This is a genomic window from Dactylosporangium roseum, assembly GCF_025264685.1.
GTDB classification, from domain to species: domain Bacteria; phylum Actinomycetota; class Actinomycetes; order Mycobacteriales; family Micromonosporaceae; genus Dactylosporangium; species Dactylosporangium roseum.
This window is the reverse complement of the sequence record NZ_CP073721.1, coordinates 2,936,382-2,955,897: the sequence shown is the minus strand read 5'-3', so window position 1 is coordinate 2,955,897 and position 19,516 is coordinate 2,936,382. Positions and strand designations below refer to the sequence as shown.

Sequence of the window (19,516 nt, the reverse complement as noted above, 5' to 3'; positions counted from 1 at the left end):
TTCCGGCAGAGCACCATTTGCGGACGTTCCCGCGGGTCCGCGCCGCCGTCCCACTGTCGGCGGCGGCTCTAAAGCAGCACCAAACGCTGCACGCCGGCCGCGCGGTCGATCGAGCCGACCCGAGGGAGCTTCCTCACCACGGTCCGCTCCTGAGCTGCCTCCGGCTCACGGCGCACGCCCGGCGCCGGCCGCGGACATAGGGGTGTAGGGGATGGTGCGGGGTTCCCCCACATTGATCGCTTCTTTACAGTCACCCTGGGCGGCAAATGGTCCACGCTCCGCATATAGGGATGCTCTGCATTCGCAGAAAGTGGAGGGCCGCGGGAAGGCGGAAACCTTTATTCAGCGGGAGCGCAAGGGCACATCGCAGCATCCGAGAACGGGGCGGAGATCTGAGTGAAGTATGAAATCCTGGGACCACTGCGGGTGATCGACTCCAGTCGCAGCCGGTCGCTGAGCGCAAAGAAGGTGGAGGTCGTCCTCGGGGCCCTCCTCATCCGTTCTGACCGCGTCGTGGCGGCCAGCGAGCTGATGACCGAGCTCTGGGGAGAGTCCCTTCCTCGTCGGGCGGCCGCGGGCGTGCACGTTTATATCTCCGAACTTCGCAAGTTTCTGCGGGAACCCGCTGGGCCGGCCAGCCCGGTCATCACGGAGGCACCCGGCTACATGCTCCGCATGGGATCCGACGAGCTCGATTCCCACGCCTTCCTGCGGCTCATCGAGACGGGCCGCGGATACGCCCGGCGGCTGTGCGACGATGAAGCCGCCGAATGCTTCGAGGCGGCACTGGCGTTGTGGCGTGGCCCGGTGCTGGCCAACCTGGGCAACGGTCCGATCCTCAAGGGTTTCATGACCTGGCTGGAGGAGCAGCGCCTGGAGGCCATCAAACTGCTGGTCGACGCCAAGCTCAGGCTCGGCCGCCATCACGAGGTCGTCGGGCGGCTTCATGCGGTTGTTTCCGAGTACCCGCTGCACGAAGAGTTCTATGGTCAGCTAATGCTCGCGCTGCACCGCTGCGATCGTCAGGCCGACGCCCTTGCGGTATATCGGTCGGTCCGGAGGCTGCTTCGTGACGAGTTGGGCTTGGAGCCGTGCCAAGCTCTCCAGGATGCCCAGCGGGCCGTTCTGTCCGGGCATGCCAGCGCTTACGGAGTTTCCCGTTAGCAGCGTCCGGCGGTTACACCACAATGGGCAGCCGGGCCGGGCCGTGCAGGCTGATCCGGCCGTTCCAGGTCACCTCCTGGGCGGGGTCGAAGGCGAGACCCGGAAACCGCTGCACCAGCCTGGTCACCGCGATCCGGCCCTCGAGCCTGGCCAGCGCGGCACCGAGACAATGATGCGGACCGCCGCCGAATGCCAGATGCTGCCGGGCGTTCGGCCGGGTTATGTCGAGCTGCTCGGCGGTCGGCCCCCAGAACGACTCGTCATGGTTGGCCGCGGCGAGCATCGCGATGACGAAGGTTCCCGGTGGGATCACCCGGCCGTCGCGTACGGGCCACGGCTTGATGGTGATCCGCCGACTCTGCTGCACAGGGTTGACGAAGCGGAGGAGTTCCTCCAGCGCGTTGGGGGCGAGGTCCGGAGTGTCGCGGAGCAGGGCGAGCTGCGCGGGATGCCGCAGCAGCGCCTCAACCCCACCCGAGATGAGGTTCACCGTGGTCTCATGCCCGGCGACGAAGAGCAGCTCCACCTGGGCGATCAGTTCATCGTCCGAGAGCCGGTCGCCTTGGTCCTCCGCCTCGACCAGCGCGGTGAGCAGGTCGGATGTGGGATGGGTGCGCTTCCACGCGATCGCGTCGGCGACGATCGCGTCGAGCTCGGCCGTCGCCCGCTCGATCTCCCGGAACTCCTGCTCGTCCGCGACGACGTCGAGGGTGTGGACGATCTTGCCACTCAGGTCGCGGATGTACGCCGTGTCGGTCCGCGGCATGCCCAGCATGCGCGAGATCACCTCGAACGGCAGCGGAAACGCCAGCGCGTCGACCAGGTCTGCCCGCCCGTCGACGGCGATGCGGTTGAGCGCGTCGTCGACGAGGCCGGTCACGAGCGGCTCGAGCGCGGCGATCGAGCGCCGCGTGAACACCTTCGCGACCAGCGAGCGCAGCCTGGTGTGATCCGGCGGGTCGCGGTCGAGCATGGACAGGGCCCGGCCCTCGATGAGCCGCACGCTGAACGGCCCGTCCTGGATGTTGCGAGGATCGACGGAGAGTTGCGAGCGCAGCACCGCCATTACGTCCGCGTAACCGCTGATCAGCCAGACACCGATGGGCGACTCGTGCACCGGTTCCGCCTGACGCAGTTTCCGGTAGGCCGGGTAGGGATCCTCGGCGAAGCCCGGCTCGAATGGGTTGAACAACAGCTCTGCGTTGCGTGTCATGGTGACCCCTGGACCTTGAGTCAGCTCGAAATGTCGGCATCCGTCGTCGCACCCACAGCGTCGACAACTGAGCTAAAGGCGAGCTAGCCTCGTCCGGGCGGCCGGGTCCGAGGCGATGCTCGCGCGCCGCCCACAATGCTCCCGGCCAACCACCGGAGACCGTCATCACGAACGCGGCCGCCACTCAGCCAAAGCCCTATCGAGAGTAACCTGTCCGCATTGCTCGCCTCCTATTTCGGGAAACCGCCTGCCCGCCGCCGGTCAAGGGCGGTTTCGGTCGTTAGGGGGTCATTAAGGGTGGTCCGACCGACGTGATCTCGCTACGGTCAATCGTGACCGAAAGCCCATAGGACGCTGACGGAGGTCGTGTGATGAGGGAGTCGTCTCCGGTTGGAACTGATGTCGTCGAGGCCATTCTCAAGGGCGGTCCGGACAGCTTTCCCATCGAGCTGCGAACCTGCCGCGTCTCCCGGGAGACCGACCGGATCAAGGTCCTGCACGGTAATGGGTACGAGCATTTTGAAAGGGAGCCGGTGGAGGCTGTCACCAACGACGCGGTGATCTTCCGGTGGACTTATCAAACCCGTATAGCCGAATAGCGGCGATACGAAGCTCCCAAGGGCGGTGACGGTTTTTTCGAGCCCCGATAGAGTGGAGGCCGGACCACGCGCCCAAGCCGCGCCGCCGCGCGTTGACCAGACCCGGCACGGCGACGGTTCACGGCGGTAGCATCGAGCCGCGTAGCGGAGTCCTCCTGCTTCAAGGGATTGGGAGTCGTGAAAGACACTGAGCTCGTCGGAGCGCAGAAGACACTCACCCCTGTCCTCAAGGCCAAAGCACTGGACAACCGGCTTCCGGACCCGATCCTCGGCGATCAATACGCTGAGCGGGTGATGCGCCGCCTCGACCCCGACTATGACAACGGCAGATCCGGCACCAGTCAGATGGGCCTCGTCGCCGTGGTGCGCGCCAAGGCTCACGATGACTGGGCCCGAAGCTTCCTCGCCGATCATCCTGATGCGGTGGTGCTGCACCTGGGCTGCGGGCTCGACGCACGGGTCCACCGGATCGACCCGCCGGCCACCGTCGACTGGTACGACCTGGACTACCCCGCCGTGATCGAACTGCGGAAACGATTCCTGCCGCCGCGCGAGCACTACACCCAGATCGGCTCGAGCGTCACCGACCTGACCTGGCTGGAACGCATCCCCCGAGGCCGCCCGTTGCTGATGATCGCCGAGGGACTGGTGCCCTATCTGACCGAGACCGAGGCCCGGCGGCTTGTGACGAGCGGCATCGACGCCTTTCCCACCGGACAAATACAGATCGACACGGTGTCGGTCTGGGCGTGGCGCAGCTCAAAGTGGAACCCCATGCTGCGCAAATACGACACCCAGTTCAACTGCGGCTTCAACGACCCCGCCACGCTGGCCGATTGGCACCCGCGGCTCGAATACGTCGACGAGGCGCCGATGTACGACGCACCGGTGCTCATGGCCAAGGCACCCCCGAACATACGCCGCACGTATCGCCTGTTGAACCTCCTGCCGGGCTTGAAACGATCGAGCAGGATCGTGAGGTTCCGGTTCTAACGCACCTCAGGTTTGATTCCACGGGGCGCGCGAACGATCGCGGAGACATTGCGGCTGGCACCACCGGCGGGCGCCGAAGCTGATCGCCTGCCGGAACCTCTGCGCAGGCCGCCGTTGCGGGACGCCGATCGGGCTCTCCCGCGATGAGGAAGGACTCTCGCCGCCGTGTCGACTTCTGAGGTCATCCTGGCTGCCCCGATCGCGCCGCTCGGGGCCCGGCCGCTCTCCCTCTTCCTGCTGCAGGTGACGGTGCTGGTTCTCGCCGCGCTGCTGCTCGGGAGGCTGGCTCGGCGGATCGGCCTTCCCGCCATCGTGGGCGAACTGTGCGCCGGTGTGCTCTTCGGACCGACCGTACTCGCCCAGATTCTGCCCTCGTTCTCCCGATGGCTCGTCCCGCCACAGGCCGAGCAGTACCACCTGCTCGACGCGGCCGGTCAGCTCGGCGTACTGCTGCTCGTCGGTTTCACCGGCGTCGACATCGACCTGCCGATGATCCGGCGCCGCGGCGGCACCGCCGTGCGCATCAGCGCCGCCGGCTTCCTGCTGCCGCTCGGGCTGGGCGTCGGCCTCGGCTACCTGTTGCCCGCCGACGTCCTCTCCGGTGGTGGCGACCGGGAGACGTTCGCACTGTTCCTGGGTGTGACGATGTGTGTCAGCGCGATTCCCGTCATCGCGAAGACTCTCGCCGACATGCGCCTGCTGCACCGCAACGTCGGCCAGCTCACGCTGGGCGCGGGCATGGTCGACGACGCGCTGGGCTGGTTCATGCTCTCGATCGTGTCCGCGATGGCCACCGGTGCGCTCCGCGCGCGGGACGTCGGGCTGTCCCTGCTCTGGTTGCTCCTGGTGATCCTGGCCGCGGTCCTCGTCGGCCGGCCGCTCGTCAGGCGGGCGCTGGCCTGGTCGATGGCCGGAGACGAAACCGGGCCGCCGATCGCGGTCTCGGCGGTGGTCGTGCTCGGCTCCGCCGCGGCTACCCAGGCGCTGGGCCTCGAGGCGATCTTCGGCGCCTTCGTCGGCGGCATCCTGATCGGTACCAGCGGAGTCCCTGTCAACAAGCGGCTCGCCCCCCTGCGTACGTCGGTGTTCGCAGTCTTCGGGCCGCTCTTCTTCGCCACCGCGGGCCTGCGCATCGACCTCACTACGCTGGGGCGCCCGGTGGTGCTGCTGACCGGCCTCGTCGTGCTGGTCGTCGCCATCGCCGGCAAGTTCGTCGGCGCCTACATCGGCGCCGCGACCAGCGGGCTGAACCGGTGGGAGGCCCTCGCGCTGGGCGCCGGGATGAACGCCCGCGGGGTAGTCGAGGTGGTGGTCGCCATGGCCGGCCTACGGTTGGGCGTGCTCAACGTGGCCTCGTACACGATCGTCGTGCTGGTCGCCATCACCACATCGTTGATGGCCCCGCCGATCCTGCGCTACGCGGCCGGCCGGATCGAGCAGACCGGCGAGGAGGAGCTGCGCATGCGAAATGGCCTCGCCTTCCTGTCGGAGCAACAGTCGTCCGGGTCGCCGCGCGACGAGGGTCAATGAGCCCTTTTCAAGGCCGGGCTCCGCACCGAACTCGGCAAGCGTGAAGACACCCCGACCGGCCGCGAACCGGGAGATGCGCCGTAACCCCGCATGCGGCACCCACCGGCGCGGTCATTGCGCCAGACTCGACAGCATGGATGCAGAACAGTGGCTGGCCACCGTGTTCACGCCGGCACTCGGCCGGGAATCGTTGGCCTACAGCAACGACGCCGACCAACTGCGGGGACAGCTCGCCGCGCTGCACGACTGCGGCGTGCTTGACGACACCGCACACGCCGACGCCCGGCAACGCCTCGAACAGGCCGTCGAGGCCGCTCGACGGCGCGCTCAATTCGATGTCCGCCCGCCGGGCCGCATGCAACTCGAACCGCTCGCCGATCCTGCTTTGCCACGGGTCCTGGCCGTCGCGCAACCACTGGCACAGGTCGACGGCATGCCGTTCGTGCTCACCAGCGTCGAGCTGTGGACCAACCGCGTCGATCTCTATGTCGTCGCAATGCCGACCGCCGAGGCCGAACAGCATCGTCGGGCGCAGGAAGCGAAACTCGACGAGTGGGCGGCCGCACGCCGCGAAGGCCGCAGCGGTGAAGCAACACTCAGCCCACCGTTGCCACGGGGCCACCGCCTCTTAGACGTGAACATTCGCCTCCGGGATGACCTCGGCACCGGCTACCACATGGTCAGCGGCGGCGCGGGAGGCACCGGTACAGACTGGCGCGTGCACCGCCACTACGAACCAAACGTCCCGGCCAACGCCTCCCTGCTGACGATCGAGGCAACCGACAGCGACGGACATGCCGTGGGCAGCTTGGAAGTCCCCCTCTGAACGCGGCCGGCTCTCCACGCGACTCGTCCCGGGTCCGAAGCAAGCTGCGCGGCCGTGACAACTCCATGGCATCGGCCAGATTCTGGCCAAGCAGCCAGGTCCCGGTCCTCACCGACACCGAGTACGCCGTGGCCGAACCGGTTGCGGAGGGCCTTACCGACGCCCAGGTCGCCAAGCAGATGTTCCCGTCCCGGCACACCGTGGCGTTCCACCTGCGCAAGATCTTCAAGAAGATCGGCGGGAAGTCTCGTATCGAGCTGGCCGTCACGTGGAGCAGCGGATGGGGCGGGAACAGGGCCCACCGCCGGTTGCGGGCGGCCCGAGGTCGGTGCGGACATGCTGAGGTAACCACGACGGCGTGCAACGCACCGGTGATCACTGGGGCTGAGCGTCCTTCGCCACGTGATCGATGGCTTCTGGATACTCGTCTCCCGCTCCCGGACCCGCCGCCGTGCCAGGATCCGAGTCATCTCCGGCCGAGCTCTTGGGCAGACCGGATGCGGCCATGACGCCGATGATCGCTATGACAGTCAGGAACGTAAAAACGACACCGAAGGCGAGAGTCGGCCGCTGCCCCAGGCCGGCCAGGATTGCTCCGATGACCGCGACACCCGCCACCGCCGCCGCCTGGCGGACGGTGTTGTACATCCCCGAGGCGGCACCAGCCACTCCCGAGTCGACCGACGCCATCGCGGCAACCGACAGGGGCGACCAGGCCACGGCGTTGGAGACACCCAGCACCGCGGCGCCGAGCGCCGCCCACCAGGGATGCGGGTTCAGGGTGACAACGAGCCCGATGATGACAAGACTTGCCGCGAGCAACGCCATTCCGGTGATCGCCGGTCGGCGAGACCCCACGCGGTCGACCCATCGGCCGCCCACGGGGGACAACGCGGCGGCGATGACAGCGTCCGGCGCCATCACCAGTGCCGCCTCCATCGGCCCGAGGCCTCGCGTCTCCTGTAGATACAGCATGGTAGGTAGCGCCATCGCGATGACGGCGGTGCCGAGAGCCGCCATCGCGACGCTCGCCGTGCGGTAGCCCCGCGACCGGTAGAGCCTCAACGGGGCCAGCGCCACAGCACCCATGCGCCGCTCATGGAAGACGAACAAGGCCAGCAATATCACCGAGACAGCAACAGCGATGACAATGGCCGGCATTGCGACGCTGCGCCAGGCAAGCAGTGCCCAGACGAGACCGGCGAGACCGATCGCGCTGGTGACCGCTCCGAGCAGGTCCAACTGGGTCGCGTGCACCGGACTGCTCGGGATCCATCGCCATCCCATGAGAATTGCGATGGCGCAGACCGGGACGTTGACCCAGAAGATCCAGCGCCAGTCGAGGGACGCCGTCAGAAGGCCCCCGAGAGTCGGGCCGAGTAGCGTGCCGGCTGACGCGACCGAGCCCCAGGCGCCGAGGGCACGTCCACGCTCGTCGGCGGAGAAAAGGCGGCGGATCAGCGTGAGCGGCTGCGGAGTCATCGCCGCCGCCGCGAGTCCCTGGGCAACCCTGAAGGCAATGAGCCAGCCCACCGAGGGGGCCAGTCCGCACAACGCCGAGGCGACGGCGAAACCGCCCATTCCTGCGAGAAAGACACGCTTGGGGTCGTACCGATCGCCGAGTCGGCCGGCGATGAGCAGCGGGACGGAGAAGGCCAACAGATACCCGGCCGTGACCCAGAACAAGCCGGAGACATCCGGCTTGAGATCATCCTGGACGCTCGGACTCGCAACCGCCACGATTGTGGCATCAAGCAGGATGACGAAGAACCCCGCGAGGAGCGCCGCGAGTCCCGCCCACTTGTTCGGCTCGTGATCTCCGTTTCGGCGCGACATCACACCAACTCCGGATCAGCTCGCGTCAACGTGGATCAGTCTTCCTGCATACGCGAAACCATCGCTATGATGCCGTGCCGGCGTCTGAGGTTTTCGATCACCATCTGCACAGTTTCTTCACTTCGCACACATTCAGCAACGGCGATGGGCGGCCGATCCGGCCCGCGTCTCGGGCGGCGAGGTACTCACCCTACGAGTACCGGACCGGCCCTCCGCCGACCCACCCGGCCATCGACGGCAGACAAGCTGGCCGCACTCCACCAACGCCTGGCCAGCGCCGCAGAGGGCGGCAGCAGGTCCACCGTCGAGCGCCAGCACGCGAGCGGGCGCATGACGGCTCGCACCCGGGGCGGTAGATGGTGCGCGGGCTCATGTCGGCCGTTCGAGCGCCCGCCAGATCCGAGCGGTGGTCCAGGCCTTCGGGGTGGTTAGGAGCCGTCGGATGGGGTCGCCGAGGCCGGGGCCGCCCAGCCGGAGCCGGCCGCCGCGGGGCCGGTCCGGCAGCCCGGCGAGGCCTTCGACACAGATCTTGGTCGATATTCACCAACGTAGCATCCGGCGTGGCGGCAACCGGGCGTGGATGAACTGCTTGTGCCCGCGCCGGCCACCGTCTTCTCGCTACGCGATTTTCGCCGCCCCTTGGGCGGTCACCGCTGGATCAGCGTCAGTGGGTTGCCGGCGGGATCGGCGACCTGGGCTTTGGTCACCCAGCCGTTGTTGGTGGGTGGCATCTTCACCGTCCCGCCGAGCGCGACTGCCCGGTCGAGCGCCGCGGCCAGGTCTTCGACCGCGATCCCGATGGAGACGCTGGGCGCGTCGGCGTCGACGAGCGCGCCGTGGAGACCATTTTCGGAGGTCTGGACGAGCGCGTATCCCGGGCCTTGGCTTGCTACCTGCCAGCCGAACAGTTCGGCGTAGAACCGGTGCTGCCCCGGCTCGTCGCCGCCGTGGATGTCGAAGTGCACGATCGGACTTGTCATCACAGTGCTCCCATCAGGAGTCGTCGAAGGACAGCAGCCAGGCACCAAGCTGCGCCACCCGGGCCGGGTTCGCCTGGTAGTAACGCAACGTGCCCTGCTTGTGCAACACGAGCAGGGCCGTCTTGCGCAGCACTTTGAGGTGCTCGGAGGTGCTCGCCGGGGCCAGCCCGAGCGCCGTCGACAGCGCACCGGCGGGCCGCGCCGTCCGCCAGCACAGGCGCAGCAGTTTGCGCCGGGCCGGGTGGGCGAGAGCGCGGAGGAGTTCGTCCATCTCGCTCTCCACGACCTGCACAGCATCACTATTTCGGGCTGACCCGAAATAGTCAACCCGTCCGGCGCCGTCGGTACCCAATCCTGCCCAACCACCTCGAGGTGACCTGGAGCACGTGTGCCGGCCGCTACGCGTGCCCGGCGGTGCCTGCCGTGCCAGCGTTCAGCAGCCGCCGTTGCAGTGCCTCCAGCGGGCCCTGCCGGAAGCGGCGCAGCCACAGCGAGGCAGCCAGGGCGAGCACCCCGGAGGCACCTGCCCAGAGTCCGAAGATCCACCAGGGGCGGGCGTCGGCGAGCGCGGCGGCGAGCCCGAGGCCCCAGCCGTAGCAGATCGCGGCACAGGCGAGGTTCTGTAGCACGTAGCAGGAGAGTGCGGTGCGGCCCACCGCGGTCAGGCCGGCGGTGACGGGTCCGGGTCGGGCGAGGCGGTCCAGCAGGGTGCCGATCAGGCCGAGGTAGCCCAGGGTGACCAAGGGCGGCACCACGTACCGGTCGACCAGGAACAGGTCCGCGCCGCCCAATGTGGTGGCCAGGTTCAGCGGCAGGCCGGCGCCCAGCCCCAGCACGAGCATGCGCCGGCGGATCCGGCGGCCGGTCGCGCCGGCGTCGAAGGCGCCGGCGCGGAACAGCCGCACGCCCAGCAGGAAGAGAAAGACCAACAGGCCGAACGTGATGATCGGTTCGGCTCGCAGGAACAGCGCGTTGTCCATCCGGAAGCGGACCTGGTCGAGGTAGCTGCCGTCGGTGAACAGCCGCGCGAGGCGCGGATCGGCCTCCGTGACCGGAGCCGGGGCGGCCAGCAGAACGGCGGTGCCGAGCAGCATCAGCGCCAGGTGCAGTCCGCCGCTGACCCACATCACCACGGCCTGCACCCGGGCGGAGCGGGCCAGCAGCCAGGCCACCACGATCGCGGCGACGGCGTACCCCATGAGAACGTCGAAGGCGAACACCAGCAGGAAGTGCGCGGTCCCCTCGATGAACAGGAGCGCGGCGCGCCGCGGGTACCGACCGGGCCAACGCCCGTCTCGCCGGAGAGCCGACCGGTGCTGGATCGCCAGACCGACCCCGAACAGGATCGTGAGCATCGCCAGGAACTTGCCGTTGGCCAGGAACCGGAACGCGGTCTCGAACGGGTTGTCGGCAAGGGCCGCCATGTCGGCGGTGTCGATCAGCACGCCGTATTCGGCGGCCGGGTGGGTGAAGATCCAGACGTTGGTGGCCAGCGTGCCAAGGATCGCGACTCCGCGCAGGACATCCAACAGCATCAGCCGTCCTGCCGGCTTGTGCGTCCGGCCGGTCTCGGCCACCTGCCCGTCCGTCGTCGACACATCCATCGGCAACCCCCCATGAATTCGGCTCGACCCAGCATGGCGGGGGTTCGGTCCCTCTTCATCCTTCACGGTGCCGATTCCGGGTACATCCTTCGTCGGACGAGCGACTCCGCACCGGACGCCGTCTCCTCCATCGGCCAGGTCCGGCCCCAGGCAGTACTTCCAGGCGATACGCGTACGTACCGCCTCAGCGGCCTGCCGGTCGGTCAGATGCTCCGCGTACTGCAACACGGTCACCACCGGACACCGTTGTCGTCCGGCCACGGCTTACGGCGGCCCGCTCCGCAGGTAAGGATTTTCGCGGGATCCCGGCGGGGAACGCCGAGCAGAACCCGGGACCGGTGTCGCTCGGAGACTCGAGGCCGGATCGCCAGTGCCGGCAGGTCCAGCACTGCGAGTCGAAAATGATGCTCATGTCCGCACCCATGCCGACGACAGCATCATTTCTCGCAGGCCTTCCCGTCACCGTCACGGTCGAGGCCCGACCGGTAGCCGGGCTGCCCCCGGTACAGCGGCGCCTTGCCAGCCGCTTTCACCTCGGCACAGTTGGCGTAGTACACGGACGCCGGCTTCGTCGTCTTCGGTGCGGCGGGTTTCGTGGTCTTCGGCGGGGCCGCCTTCGTCGTGGTCCGCGCTGGCGTCGGCACGCCGGCACCGGGCACGGCGGCGTCGCTCGGCACGGCCACCGACGGGCTCGGCGACGGTGACGGGCTGGGGCTCGGCAACTCCGACGGAGACGCGACGACCGCGTGCACACCGTCGGTGTTCGGTTTCGGGTCCGAGCCGCAGCCGGCGAGCGCGAACACGACGGCCGCGGCGGCGAGGAGTCTGGCAGGGGTCACCCGTCGGGTGGTGCTCCGGCCTGGCCCGGAACGGATCGGCCGGCCGGGCGAAGGTGCCGGTCTCTCCCGGCTGCCGCCCCATGCCGTACGGCCACCTGGTGAGGTTCTGGATCAGTACGGCAGCGGTCCAGCGCCAACGCCCTTCAGGCTTCCGCGGACCTTGTGGGCCATGGGCACCGTGACGTAGCAGAGGCTGGCGCGCTCGCCGGCCTGCCACTCGCTCTGGTCGTCGAGCCAGGTGAAGTGCACCCACAACTCGGCGCGCCGGTCGAAGGCCTGCCGGGACAGCCCGAGCAGGGCCGTCACCGCCGTGATGCAGCGGGGCAGCAGGTAGTCGCCTTGCGCCTGCCAGCTCGGGTATGCGCCGTCGGGCAGCTCGAAGACCGCGGCGAGCTCGGCGTCGTGCGCCTCGTTGCAGTCGGTGCGCCGCTCGCCGGCGATGCGAAGGTAGAAGCCCTGTTTGTCCGGCTGGTTGCCGATCAGCGTCGCGCACCGTGGCGGGCGGCCGGTCAGCGAGCCTTTCAGGGAGCCGATCCGCTCGACCGCCGGGCTGGCCCAGTCGGTACGTTCGAACTCGGCGACGCCGCACACGTAGGACCGGGCACCGCCTGCCCAAGCGGCGCTGGAGGGCCGGCCGACGTGCACGAAGAGCCACGCGGTATGCCAGTCGCCACCGAGATATCCGCTGGCGGCCTTCCCGCAGTCGGCGTATGCGGCCCGCATCGCCGGGCTGCCCCAGGCCGGCGGCTGCGCATCGTCGGGGAACCGGGCAACCCGCACCACCTCGAGTTTGTGCGGTGTGCCGCAGTCGACCGGCGTAGCCGCAGGATCGCCCTTGTCGTTGTACGCCACGTTCCCACCCGTGGCGAGACACGTCCCGATCGCGGGCACCGGCACGGACGGCGCGGGCGGCACCTCCCACCCGTCGGTGAGATTTCCATCGGTACCGGCGGGCGCGGAGCACCCGGCGAGCAACACCGTGACGACGACCAGGAGGGCGATGCGGCGCATGGTCACGAACTGTAGAACAAACTGGACCGGCGGGGAGATCGCTACCTACCGCGGGCAGCGCATACCGACCTCGGGTGGCAGCTCAGCGCCCTGCGGTTCGTCCTGGCTCGGTCAACGGCGCACCCGGTAGCGCAGGTGAAGCACCCGGTCGCCCTGGATCACCACGTCGGGATCCTCCAACAGGTGCTGCGCGTCGACCGACCCGAAGTAGCGCTTGCCGGTTCCAGCCCTCGGGCGCCGGCCGGTGCGTCACGACGACCACGTGGTCGATCCCGCCCGGCGGCTTTCCGTCCCAGCCGTCCGTCAGGTCGAAGACGTGGCGGCCGACGATCGTGACGCCGATCTGGTCCCAGTACGGCCGGGTGTAGTCGTAGGACGTCTGCGACACCTTCAGCTCGCCGCTGTCGTCCAACGGGACGTCACCGCCGGACAACCAGTCGAACAGCGGTCCGGGCTGGTCGTTCTCGTCCGCGACGAAGCCGTCCACCGACACCGAGCTGTACATGACCACCTTGCCCACGGGGCGCTCCTCTGCTTGAGTACCCCCAAAGTAGCGTGTCGTGAGCTGCCGCTCTTGTAAGAAATCAATCGGCCGGCAGCGGCCAGCCGTCAAACACGTGGCCGGGATGTTCGCGCAGGAACCGCCGCCGGACTTCGACGTACCGGGTCGGCGTCAACCCGGTGAACGCCCGGAACTCGTGGCCGAAATGGGCCTGGTCGAAGTAGCCCGCGCCACCGGCGAGGTCGCCCCAGTCGATCGGCCCGGCGGGGTCGATCGCGAACACGGTGGCGCTGAAGCGGTAGGTACGGGCCAGCCGCTTCGGCGTGACGCCGATGAGCTCCTTGAACCGCTGTGCCAGATGAGTGCTGCTGACACCGGCCGGTCACACAGCTCGGCCGCGGGCATCGGCAGGAACGGCGCCAGGCCCCACGGCCTGAAGTGCACGCCGACGGACCGGGTCCGGAATGGGTAGCCGAACTCCAACGCGCGGGTGGGCATGGTGACCACGCAGCCGTCGGCGTACTGGGCCGTCTCGATGTCGGTGCCGCCGCGGATGCGGAACGGCGCCCCGAGGTTGACGATGAGCAGCGCCGCCGGCATCGGCGGCAGCCCCTGGAGTAAGATTTTCCCGGGCGGTTACTCTTCAGGTGCGGCCGCGGATCTCTTCGTCGAGAACTAGAAGATCTTTCAATGCCGGATCGGAGTCCGGCAACTTTCGACGGAGCGACGACAACTCCTTCTCGAGCAGGGCTGAGGCGCTTTCAATATCGCCTAGTCGGATTTCGGTGCTGGCCAGCCCGGTGATGATGGCGGCCCTGCCCTGGGGATGGAGGTGGTGAGTGCATTTCAGCGCACGGATCAGCAAGGATTTGGATAAAGAGAAGTCGTTTCTTCGGTATGCATATGCCGCACATGCCTCAAGAGCCTTGGTCATGGCGTACCACGAATAGGGGGCACCGGCTCCACGGAAAGCCATCGATGGGGCATAGCATTTCTCGGCCAACTCCAGGCTTAAGCTTGCGAGCCGCTCACCTTCGTTATTCTCATGGTCTTCATACACCTGCCGGCTGGCTGCCGAGAGAAGCAACGACGCTTCACGCCATGCATACCAGGTCACTCGGGCCGCGAAGTTTGTTCCAGCGAACGGGGGCCTCAGTTCCCGAGCAAGATCCCCGATCGCCACCACGTGTGGGAGCAGGGTCTGCCAGAGTCGGGCCCTTGCTTCAGGCTCGCTCGTGTTGGAAATGAGGGTAACCAGCCCGACAGCACCGAAATAGGTCAATTCTCTTAGCTGCTTCTTCGTGAGGCCGCTCTTCACGATCTCTGCGACTAGGGGATGGATGACAATGTTGCCCGCGTCAGTCGAGATCAGCCTCTGCCTTGCGAGAGATTCGATCCACTTGGAGTAGGACAGGGGATCGCGGAGTCGTCGCCGGAATCGGACAGCTACGGGGCTTGGGAGACCGAAGCCGCCTTTGAATCGGGTGCTCCCGAGCGCATGCGGCAACTCTGCGGGAATTGCCCCTACAGCGTACAAGCTACACATCCGGAGCAACTTGGTGGAGCCGGGCTCCGCGCTCTCGGCAGCCTTAACGGAAATATGCAACATGGTTGCCACGGTGTCGGTCCTGTTGAAAGCCCTGCCAGCAGCGAGCATCTTTCCCTTCTGCGCTTCGAAAAGTTGGAGGAAGTCTTGTATCGAAATGCCAGTAACCTGAATAAAGTTTGCCGCTTGAGAGATGGCCAACGGCACGAAGAAGAGTCTTGCAGCTAAGCTGTCCAGGCTGCTTTCATCTGCCGTCAGTGTCAGACGTAGAAACTCAATCGCCTCGTGCGTGTCCCAGTCGCTCAGGGTAATACTCGCCCGAACCAGGCCGATGCGCTGCCGGCTGGTGACGACTACGTGTCCCACCAGGGAGCTCGAAAGGAAGGGTGCGACGGTCGTCTCCGAGCCGACGTCATCGATGACCAGCAGCCATCGACGTTCGGTTCGTAGCAGGTCGAAATAGGCCGCCAGTCGCGCACGCGGCGTTTCCGCATCCGAAATAGTGCAGGCAATCGCGTCGACGTCAGAGGATGCAACCTCGTCGTTGTGACCGCGAATCCACCAGATTTTTTTGTAGCGGCCCCTTGACATCTCGACATACTTGGCTACGAGTTCGGTCTTCCCGACACCGCCGATTCCTTCAACTGCCACCCGCCCGTCCTGCTTCAATGCTCGCGTGAGCTCAGCAAGTTGCTCCGCCCGCCCGGTGAATTTCGGATTCACGGGAGGTGCGGCGCCGGGGATGCCATCGATGAGGCTGGGAACGTCGTGATTCCCAGGCCCTCGGCGTAGCCAAATCAACAGTCGTCGACCCGGCTCGATCAGTTGAAGAAGGCCCACAAGGGCGACAAGGAAGCTGCCTACGCTTGCGATCTTATCTGCGTTATCAAGCCCCCGGTGAGCAAGATAGAGGCCGCCTGCGCCAATCAGAGCGGCGAACGATAACAGTGCTAGCGCAATCAGCGAACGCCTTACGACCAATTGATCGTGCATCTACGCATCATGCCTCATTCGTAACGCTCCGTCACCTCTCCATGGGTGGCGGCGTGCCTAGACAGAGGGTGCTCGACATCCCGGGCCCCGGCAAGTCGTTCAGGTGATGCCGGGCAGGAGCGGACGCGAGCCTGGCAGGAGCGAGGTCCCAACGATCAGTCGTGGGGAGTCCAGTCGACGTTTCGGCCCAGGTACGCGGCGAGGCGGTCGGTGGTGCTCGCCCGGTCCGGGACCGGCTGGGTAGGGGCGAACGAGCCACCTGGTGTTCGGGGCAGCTCTCCGTAGATCTTGTGGACCGTGGCCAGGGTCGTGGCGGCGATGTCGGGGGCGAGGTCGGTGGGCCGACCGGTTGCTTTGGCCAGGTCCCAGCCGTGGACAAGCATCTCGATGACGACCTGCTCGACGAGCCGCCACCCTGGGGCCGGCCCGTACCGCTGCGTCAGCATGCCAGGTCGGCGGAAGGCGGTCAGCGCGCCTTGGGCTGATGCGCGGAATGCGGCCACGTGCTCATCGCCGAGGTGGTCGGCGGTGAAGTCGGTTCGGGGGTTGCCGTTGGCCAGGCTGGTCCACATCAGGTTCTCGTAGACCAGGTGGTTGAGCAGGGCACGCACGTTCCAGTCGGCGCAGGGTGTGGGGTCGTCGAAGCGATCGGCGGTGACCGTGGCCACGATCGTGTCTACCTCGGCCAGGACCCGGGCGTAGGCGTTCAGAACTCCTACCGGGTCGGGCTGGGTGGCTTCGCCGAGGGCGGCATCGATGCTCGCGGCGCGGACACGCGGTGCGGGGTTGGCGCGCAGCGCGGTCATCAGCCACTGCCCGGCCGGGGCCAGGCTCGGTCGTACGGCCGCGCCGTTGATGATGCACAGCAGTTGCCAGTACCGTTCCGCGCGTGTGTCGGCGGCGATCTCCAGTTGCTCGAGCAGCCGGCTGCGCGCGTGCTCGCCGTCACCGCGGTCTCGCAGGTCGCTGCCCGGTTGGGTGGGCAGCCAGGCACCGACGATATCGGTCACAATCGAGTCGGCCAGCGGCGAGTCCGCGGGGATACCGGCGTCGATCGCCTCGGTTACCCGCCGCACCCAGAAGTCGGTCACCTGCTGGACCGCCCGCACCTCGTGGTCGTCGTGCCGACCTGGGGCGTGCCGCGCGGCGTACTCCGCCATGCGGCGCATCGCGGTGCGCAGCTCGGGATCGTCGAGCAGGTCGGCCAGTTCGAGCCAGGCGTCGACCTGCTCGTCGGTGGGCTCGTCGGGCAGATCCGGGGTGGCGGCCAACAGGTCCTCCCGGTACCCGGGGACGTTCAGGTCGCCGAGCACGTCGGAGACGAACTGATGGATGATCGCGGTGCGCTGCGCGGCGGACAGCCGTGCCAGCTTCGTCATGACGGCAAGCTCCTCGGTTGTGGAACCACGGTCGGCGACCGACCGCAGCACCGCACGTTGCACCCTCAGGGCGCGTATCTGCACCGCTAACGCGTCAGCGTGCAGTGCGGCCACCTCGGCCACACTGTGTTCGCCGTCGAGGACATCCCGTATCGCCGCCATGCCTAACCCAAGTTCACGAAGGGTCCGGGCAAGTTCGAGGCGGGCCACCGCTCGTGTGTCGTAGCGCCGGTATCCAGCCGCGCTGCGGCTGGCCGGCGGCACGACGCCGATGTCGGACCAGTGACGAATCAACTTCACCGACAAACCGGTCCGCGCCGCCAGCTCGCCGATACTCAACAAGACGGCATCCTCGTCGGGCACGCCGCCAACCATCGTGTCTCCCACGATGGGAGAGTCAACCCCACCCGTCGCGTGGCACACCGCCGTCCTACCCGCCTCCGGTGGTCTAGCGTGGCCTTGGCAGCGGGTGTTCTCCAGCAAACGCAGCCCGACCCGATGGGGCGAGAGCCGGGTCGCGGCGATCCCTAGCCGACCACAGCGGCTACCAGCAAGCCGGTCCCGGCGGGCCAGCTCATGCCCGCGTGCCGGCGGCCACGGGCGAGACGTCGAGGAGTTGGGACAGGACGGCGAGCCTGGCTGGTACGACCCGGTAGTAGACCCAGGTGCCGCGCCGTTCGCAGTCGACCAGGCCCGTCTCGCGCAGGACCCGCAAGTGGTGGGAGATGGTCGGGCCGGTCAGGGTGAACGCATCGGTCAGTTCGCAGACGCACACCTCGCCGCCGGCGCGAGCGGCGATCAGCGACAGCAGCCGCAGCCGGACCGGGTCGCCGAGGGCCTTGAAGCCTCTGGCCAGGTCGACGGCGGCATCCTCGGTGAGCGCCTCGGTGACCATCGGCGTGCAGCAGGCGGCATCATTGGCGAGCACCGACGGTTCTTGTCTTGACACTCGTCTAGTTTGACGCATGTCTAGTCAGCGTGGCAAGCTGCTGTTTAGACACCCATCTAGTCAAGGAGGTGCGGGATGTCCCGCGTCCAACTCGCCCTGCGCGTGTCCGACCTGGAAGGGTCGGTGGCGTTCTACTCGAAGCTGTTCGGCGCCGAACCGGCCAAGCGCCGTCCCGGCTACGCGAACTTCGCGATCGAACAGCCGCCACTCAAGCTGGTGCTCATCGAGGGCGACGCCGGCCAGCCCACCGTGATGGACCACCTGGGCGTGGAGGTGTCCAGCACCGACGAGGTGGCCGCCGCAGCCAGCCGCCTGCGGGAGTCGGGCCTGGTCACCCTGGAGGAGACCGACACCGCCTGCTGCTACGCACTGCAGGACAAGGTGTGGGTCCATGGCCCCGGCGCCGAGCCGTGGGAGGTCTATGTCGTCAAGGGCGACGCGGACACCCTCGACAAGGCTCGCCAGGAAGGTGACTGCGCCTGCGGGATCCAGGACGACCAGCCGGCGACCGCAGCGACCGGCTGCTGCTGAGCGCACGAGGCTCATCCGGATCCGACACGCGCCGCGGCGGTGGCACCCGCACAGATGCCACCATCGCGGGCCCACACCTGCCCGCACCCCGACCGATCGAGTGCGGCTCGACAGTCAGGTCGACGCGGATCGGGCTTATGGGATGACGATTGTCGGGCCGGTCCGCGAGGACCCGCGTGCCGTTGGACGACCCGGCTTCGCCAAGGAAGACTTTCACGTCGACTGGCGAGCCGAGACCGCCACCTGTGCGCAGGGGCGGTCAGTCCGCAGTGGAAACCGGCAGTCGCGGACGCCTGATCAGCGCCGGCTTCCTCGGCCCTTCACCGGCGGGCCGAGTCACGCCCCGCGCCGGCCCGGGCGACCATCACCACCGCCACACACGCGACTACAAGGAGCACCGCCAGCAGGGCGAGCCCCGCGATCAGCTCAACCTTGGCGCTGCCGACAAGGGCGATGACCGCGAGCGCGGCGAATACGATGGCGACGATCCAGGTCAACCGGGCACCGGTGCGGGCCAGCCGGGCCACACCGTCCCCGGCGCTCGCCGACAGCCGCTGCGACAACGACCGGGAGGCGAGGCGCCATCCCAGAAGGCCCGACGCCGCACACAGCAGCAGTGCGCATCCGCCCACACAATACGCACAGAAGTCGGCACGTGGCTTCTTTCCGGTTGGGGCAGGGCCTGCGAGATTGCCCCGCAGGCCCTGCCGTAGCGAACTAGCTGCACCTCGGCGTGAGCGCAGTACAGCGGCGACACGACGAGGCCGAAGCAACCCCGGCCTGGACGACGCGTACATCGCCGCTGGCAGCCGGTGTCGCCGGCCCTGATGCGGCACTTGCGACAGCACACCGCCGAACGGTGTCCTTCGTCAGCTTGCGGAATCGGGATGGCCGACCAATTCTGTGTCCAACAGGCGCGCAGATCACAACTGCGGCGGTCGTGGAGGCCGACCACCCCGTGCCGTCGCACCCGGTTTCCGCTGCGGACCGGCCGTCACCTGTGGACACCTGACGGTGTCGG

18 protein-coding genes and 5 pseudogenes are annotated in these 19,516 nt (G+C 67.7%); 7 read left to right on the top strand and 16 right to left on the bottom strand.

Features of this window, described 5'->3' with window-relative positions:
* The first annotated feature begins 396 nt into the window (after nucleotides 1-396).
* Nucleotides 397-1,164, top strand: coding sequence for an AfsR/SARP family transcriptional regulator (locus tag Drose_RS14270; protein WP_260728671.1), 768 nt, complete (start codon nucleotides 397-399; stop codon nucleotides 1,162-1,164).
* 13 nt (nucleotides 1,165-1,177) lie between these two features.
* Here Drose_RS14270 and Drose_RS14265 read toward each other — a convergent pair whose 3' ends face one another.
* The gene (locus tag Drose_RS14265) at nucleotides 1,178-2,377 is read right to left on the bottom strand and encodes a cytochrome P450 (protein ID WP_260728670.1); all 1,200 of its coding nucleotides are present in this window, start codon (nucleotides 2,375-2,377) and stop codon (nucleotides 1,178-1,180) included.
* Between the two features lie 371 nt (nucleotides 2,378-2,748).
* Here Drose_RS14265 and Drose_RS14260 point away from each other — a divergent pair, with 371 nt between their 5' ends.
* The 5 genes and pseudogenes from Drose_RS14260 to Drose_RS39040 form a co-directional block, all read left to right on the top strand.
* The gene (locus Drose_RS14260) at nucleotides 2,749-2,976 is read left to right on the top strand and encodes a DUF5988 family protein (protein WP_260728669.1); all 228 of its coding nucleotides are present in this window, start codon (nucleotides 2,749-2,751) and stop codon (nucleotides 2,974-2,976) included.
* Nucleotides 2,977-3,267: 291 nt separating this feature from the next.
* Nucleotides 3,268-3,969: a class I SAM-dependent methyltransferase gene (locus Drose_RS14255; protein WP_260728668.1), complete on the top strand. Its 702-nt coding sequence runs from the start codon at nucleotides 3,268-3,270 to the stop codon at nucleotides 3,967-3,969.
* 165 nt (nucleotides 3,970-4,134) lie between these two features.
* Complete coding sequence (locus Drose_RS14250) at nucleotides 4,135-5,499, top strand: cation:proton antiporter (RefSeq protein WP_260728667.1); 1,365 nt, start codon at nucleotides 4,135-4,137, stop codon at nucleotides 5,497-5,499.
* A 133-nt stretch (nucleotides 5,500-5,632) separates the two neighbouring features.
* On the top strand, nucleotides 5,633-6,325 hold the full coding sequence (locus tag Drose_RS14245) for a hypothetical protein (RefSeq protein WP_260728666.1): 693 nt from the start codon (nucleotides 5,633-5,635) through the stop codon (nucleotides 6,323-6,325).
* 65 nt (nucleotides 6,326-6,390) lie between these two features.
* Nucleotides 6,391-6,531, top strand: a pseudogene (locus tag Drose_RS39040) (hypothetical protein); the annotation flags it as partial.
* Between the two features lie 169 nt (nucleotides 6,532-6,700).
* Here Drose_RS39040 and Drose_RS14240 read toward each other — a convergent pair.
* From Drose_RS14240 to Drose_RS14185, 14 genes and pseudogenes are all read right to left on the bottom strand, one after another.
* A complete protein-coding gene (locus Drose_RS14240; protein ID WP_260728665.1) occupies nucleotides 6,701-8,161 on the bottom strand; it encodes an MFS transporter in 1,461 nt (486 codons plus the stop codon).
* Between the two features lie 375 nt (nucleotides 8,162-8,536).
* Nucleotides 8,537-8,680 (bottom strand): annotated as a pseudogene (locus Drose_RS38760) (IS630 family transposase); the annotation flags it as partial.
* A gap of 128 nt (nucleotides 8,681-8,808) precedes the next feature.
* Nucleotides 8,809-9,141 (bottom strand): VOC family protein, encoded by a 333-nt coding sequence (locus Drose_RS14235; protein ID WP_260728664.1) that lies wholly within the window; start codon nucleotides 9,139-9,141, stop codon nucleotides 8,809-8,811.
* Between the two features lie 13 nt (nucleotides 9,142-9,154).
* Nucleotides 9,155-9,412, bottom strand: a complete 258-nt coding sequence (locus tag Drose_RS14230; protein ID WP_260728663.1) for an ArsR/SmtB family transcription factor — start codon at nucleotides 9,410-9,412, stop codon at nucleotides 9,155-9,157.
* Nucleotides 9,413-9,539: 127 nt separating this feature from the next.
* Nucleotides 9,540-10,745: a DUF418 domain-containing protein gene (locus Drose_RS14225; protein ID WP_260729718.1), complete on the bottom strand. Its 1,206-nt coding sequence runs from the start codon at nucleotides 10,743-10,745 to the stop codon at nucleotides 9,540-9,542.
* A 123-nt stretch (nucleotides 10,746-10,868) separates the two neighbouring features.
* Nucleotides 10,869-10,982 (bottom strand): annotated as a pseudogene (locus Drose_RS14220) (transposase); the annotation flags it as partial.
* 200 nt (nucleotides 10,983-11,182) lie between these two features.
* On the bottom strand, nucleotides 11,183-11,584 hold the full coding sequence (locus Drose_RS14215) for an excalibur calcium-binding domain-containing protein (RefSeq protein WP_260728662.1): 402 nt from the start codon (nucleotides 11,582-11,584) through the stop codon (nucleotides 11,183-11,185).
* 111 nt (nucleotides 11,585-11,695) lie between these two features.
* The gene (locus Drose_RS14210; RefSeq protein ID WP_260728661.1) at nucleotides 11,696-12,595 is read right to left on the bottom strand and encodes a septum formation family protein; all 900 of its coding nucleotides are present in this window, start codon (nucleotides 12,593-12,595) and stop codon (nucleotides 11,696-11,698) included.
* 111 nt (nucleotides 12,596-12,706) lie between these two features.
* A pseudogene (locus Drose_RS14205) lies at nucleotides 12,707-13,115 on the bottom strand (dihydrofolate reductase).
* A 64-nt stretch (nucleotides 13,116-13,179) separates the two neighbouring features.
* A complete protein-coding gene (locus Drose_RS14200) occupies nucleotides 13,180-13,431 on the bottom strand; it encodes a helix-turn-helix domain-containing protein (RefSeq protein ID WP_260729717.1) in 252 nt (83 codons plus the stop codon).
* A 98-nt stretch (nucleotides 13,432-13,529) separates the two neighbouring features.
* Nucleotides 13,530-13,697: pseudogene (locus Drose_RS38755) on the bottom strand (AraC family transcriptional regulator); the annotation flags it as partial.
* 43 nt (nucleotides 13,698-13,740) lie between these two features.
* A complete protein-coding gene (locus tag Drose_RS14195) occupies nucleotides 13,741-15,636 on the bottom strand; it encodes an NB-ARC domain-containing protein (RefSeq protein ID WP_260728660.1) in 1,896 nt (631 codons plus the stop codon).
* A gap of 155 nt (nucleotides 15,637-15,791) precedes the next feature.
* The gene (locus Drose_RS14190) at nucleotides 15,792-17,498 is read right to left on the bottom strand and encodes a TIGR03086 family metal-binding protein (protein ID WP_260728659.1); all 1,707 of its coding nucleotides are present in this window, start codon (nucleotides 17,496-17,498) and stop codon (nucleotides 15,792-15,794) included.
* 91 nt (nucleotides 17,499-17,589) lie between these two features.
* Nucleotides 17,590-17,982, bottom strand: coding sequence for an ArsR/SmtB family transcription factor (locus tag Drose_RS14185; protein ID WP_390891386.1), 393 nt, complete (start codon nucleotides 17,980-17,982; stop codon nucleotides 17,590-17,592).
* Nucleotides 17,983-18,039: 57 nt separating this feature from the next.
* Between Drose_RS14185 and Drose_RS14180 the strand changes: the two genes are divergently transcribed.
* Complete coding sequence (locus Drose_RS14180; protein WP_260728658.1) at nucleotides 18,040-18,495, top strand: ArsI/CadI family heavy metal resistance metalloenzyme; 456 nt, start codon at nucleotides 18,040-18,042, stop codon at nucleotides 18,493-18,495.
* A gap of 320 nt (nucleotides 18,496-18,815) precedes the next feature.
* On the opposite strand, the gene Drose_RS14175 is transcribed toward Drose_RS14180, so the two are convergent.
* Nucleotides 18,816-19,058: a hypothetical protein gene (locus Drose_RS14175; protein ID WP_260728657.1), complete on the bottom strand. Its 243-nt coding sequence runs from the start codon at nucleotides 19,056-19,058 to the stop codon at nucleotides 18,816-18,818.
* Between the last annotated feature and the right edge of the window lie 458 nt (nucleotides 19,059-19,516).

Coding starts and splice junctions, on each gene's coding strand:
- Drose_RS14265 (WP_260728670.1), bottom strand. CDS start 2,377: ATGACACGCAACGCAGAGCTGTTGTTCAACCCATTCGAGCCGGGCTTC.
- Drose_RS14260 (WP_260728669.1), top strand. CDS start 2,749: ATGAGGGAGTCGTCTCCGGTTGGAACTGATGTCGTCGAGGCCATTCTC.
- Drose_RS14245 (WP_260728666.1), top strand. CDS start 5,633: ATGGATGCAGAACAGTGGCTGGCCACCGTGTTCACGCCGGCACTCGGC.
- Drose_RS14240 (WP_260728665.1), bottom strand. CDS start 8,161: ATGTCGCGCCGAAACGGAGATCACGAGCCGAACAAGTGGGCGGGACTC.
- Drose_RS14235 (WP_260728664.1), bottom strand. CDS start 9,141: ATGACAAGTCCGATCGTGCACTTCGACATCCACGGCGGCGACGAGCCG.
- Drose_RS14230 (WP_260728663.1), bottom strand. CDS start 9,412: ATGGACGAACTCCTCCGCGCTCTCGCCCACCCGGCCCGGCGCAAACTG.
- Drose_RS14225 (WP_260729718.1), bottom strand. CDS start 10,745: ATGGATGTGTCGACGACGGACGGGCAGGTGGCCGAGACCGGCCGGACG.
- Drose_RS14210 (WP_260728661.1), bottom strand. CDS start 12,595: ATGCGCCGCATCGCCCTCCTGGTCGTCGTCACGGTGTTGCTCGCCGGG.
- Drose_RS14195 (WP_260728660.1), bottom strand. CDS start 15,636: ATGCACGATCAATTGGTCGTAAGGCGTTCGCTGATTGCGCTAGCACTG.
- Drose_RS14185 (WP_390891386.1), bottom strand. CDS start 17,982: ATGCGTCAAACTAGACGAGTGTCAAGACAAGAACCGTCGGTGCTCGCC.
- Drose_RS14180 (WP_260728658.1), top strand. CDS start 18,040: ATGTCCCGCGTCCAACTCGCCCTGCGCGTGTCCGACCTGGAAGGGTCG.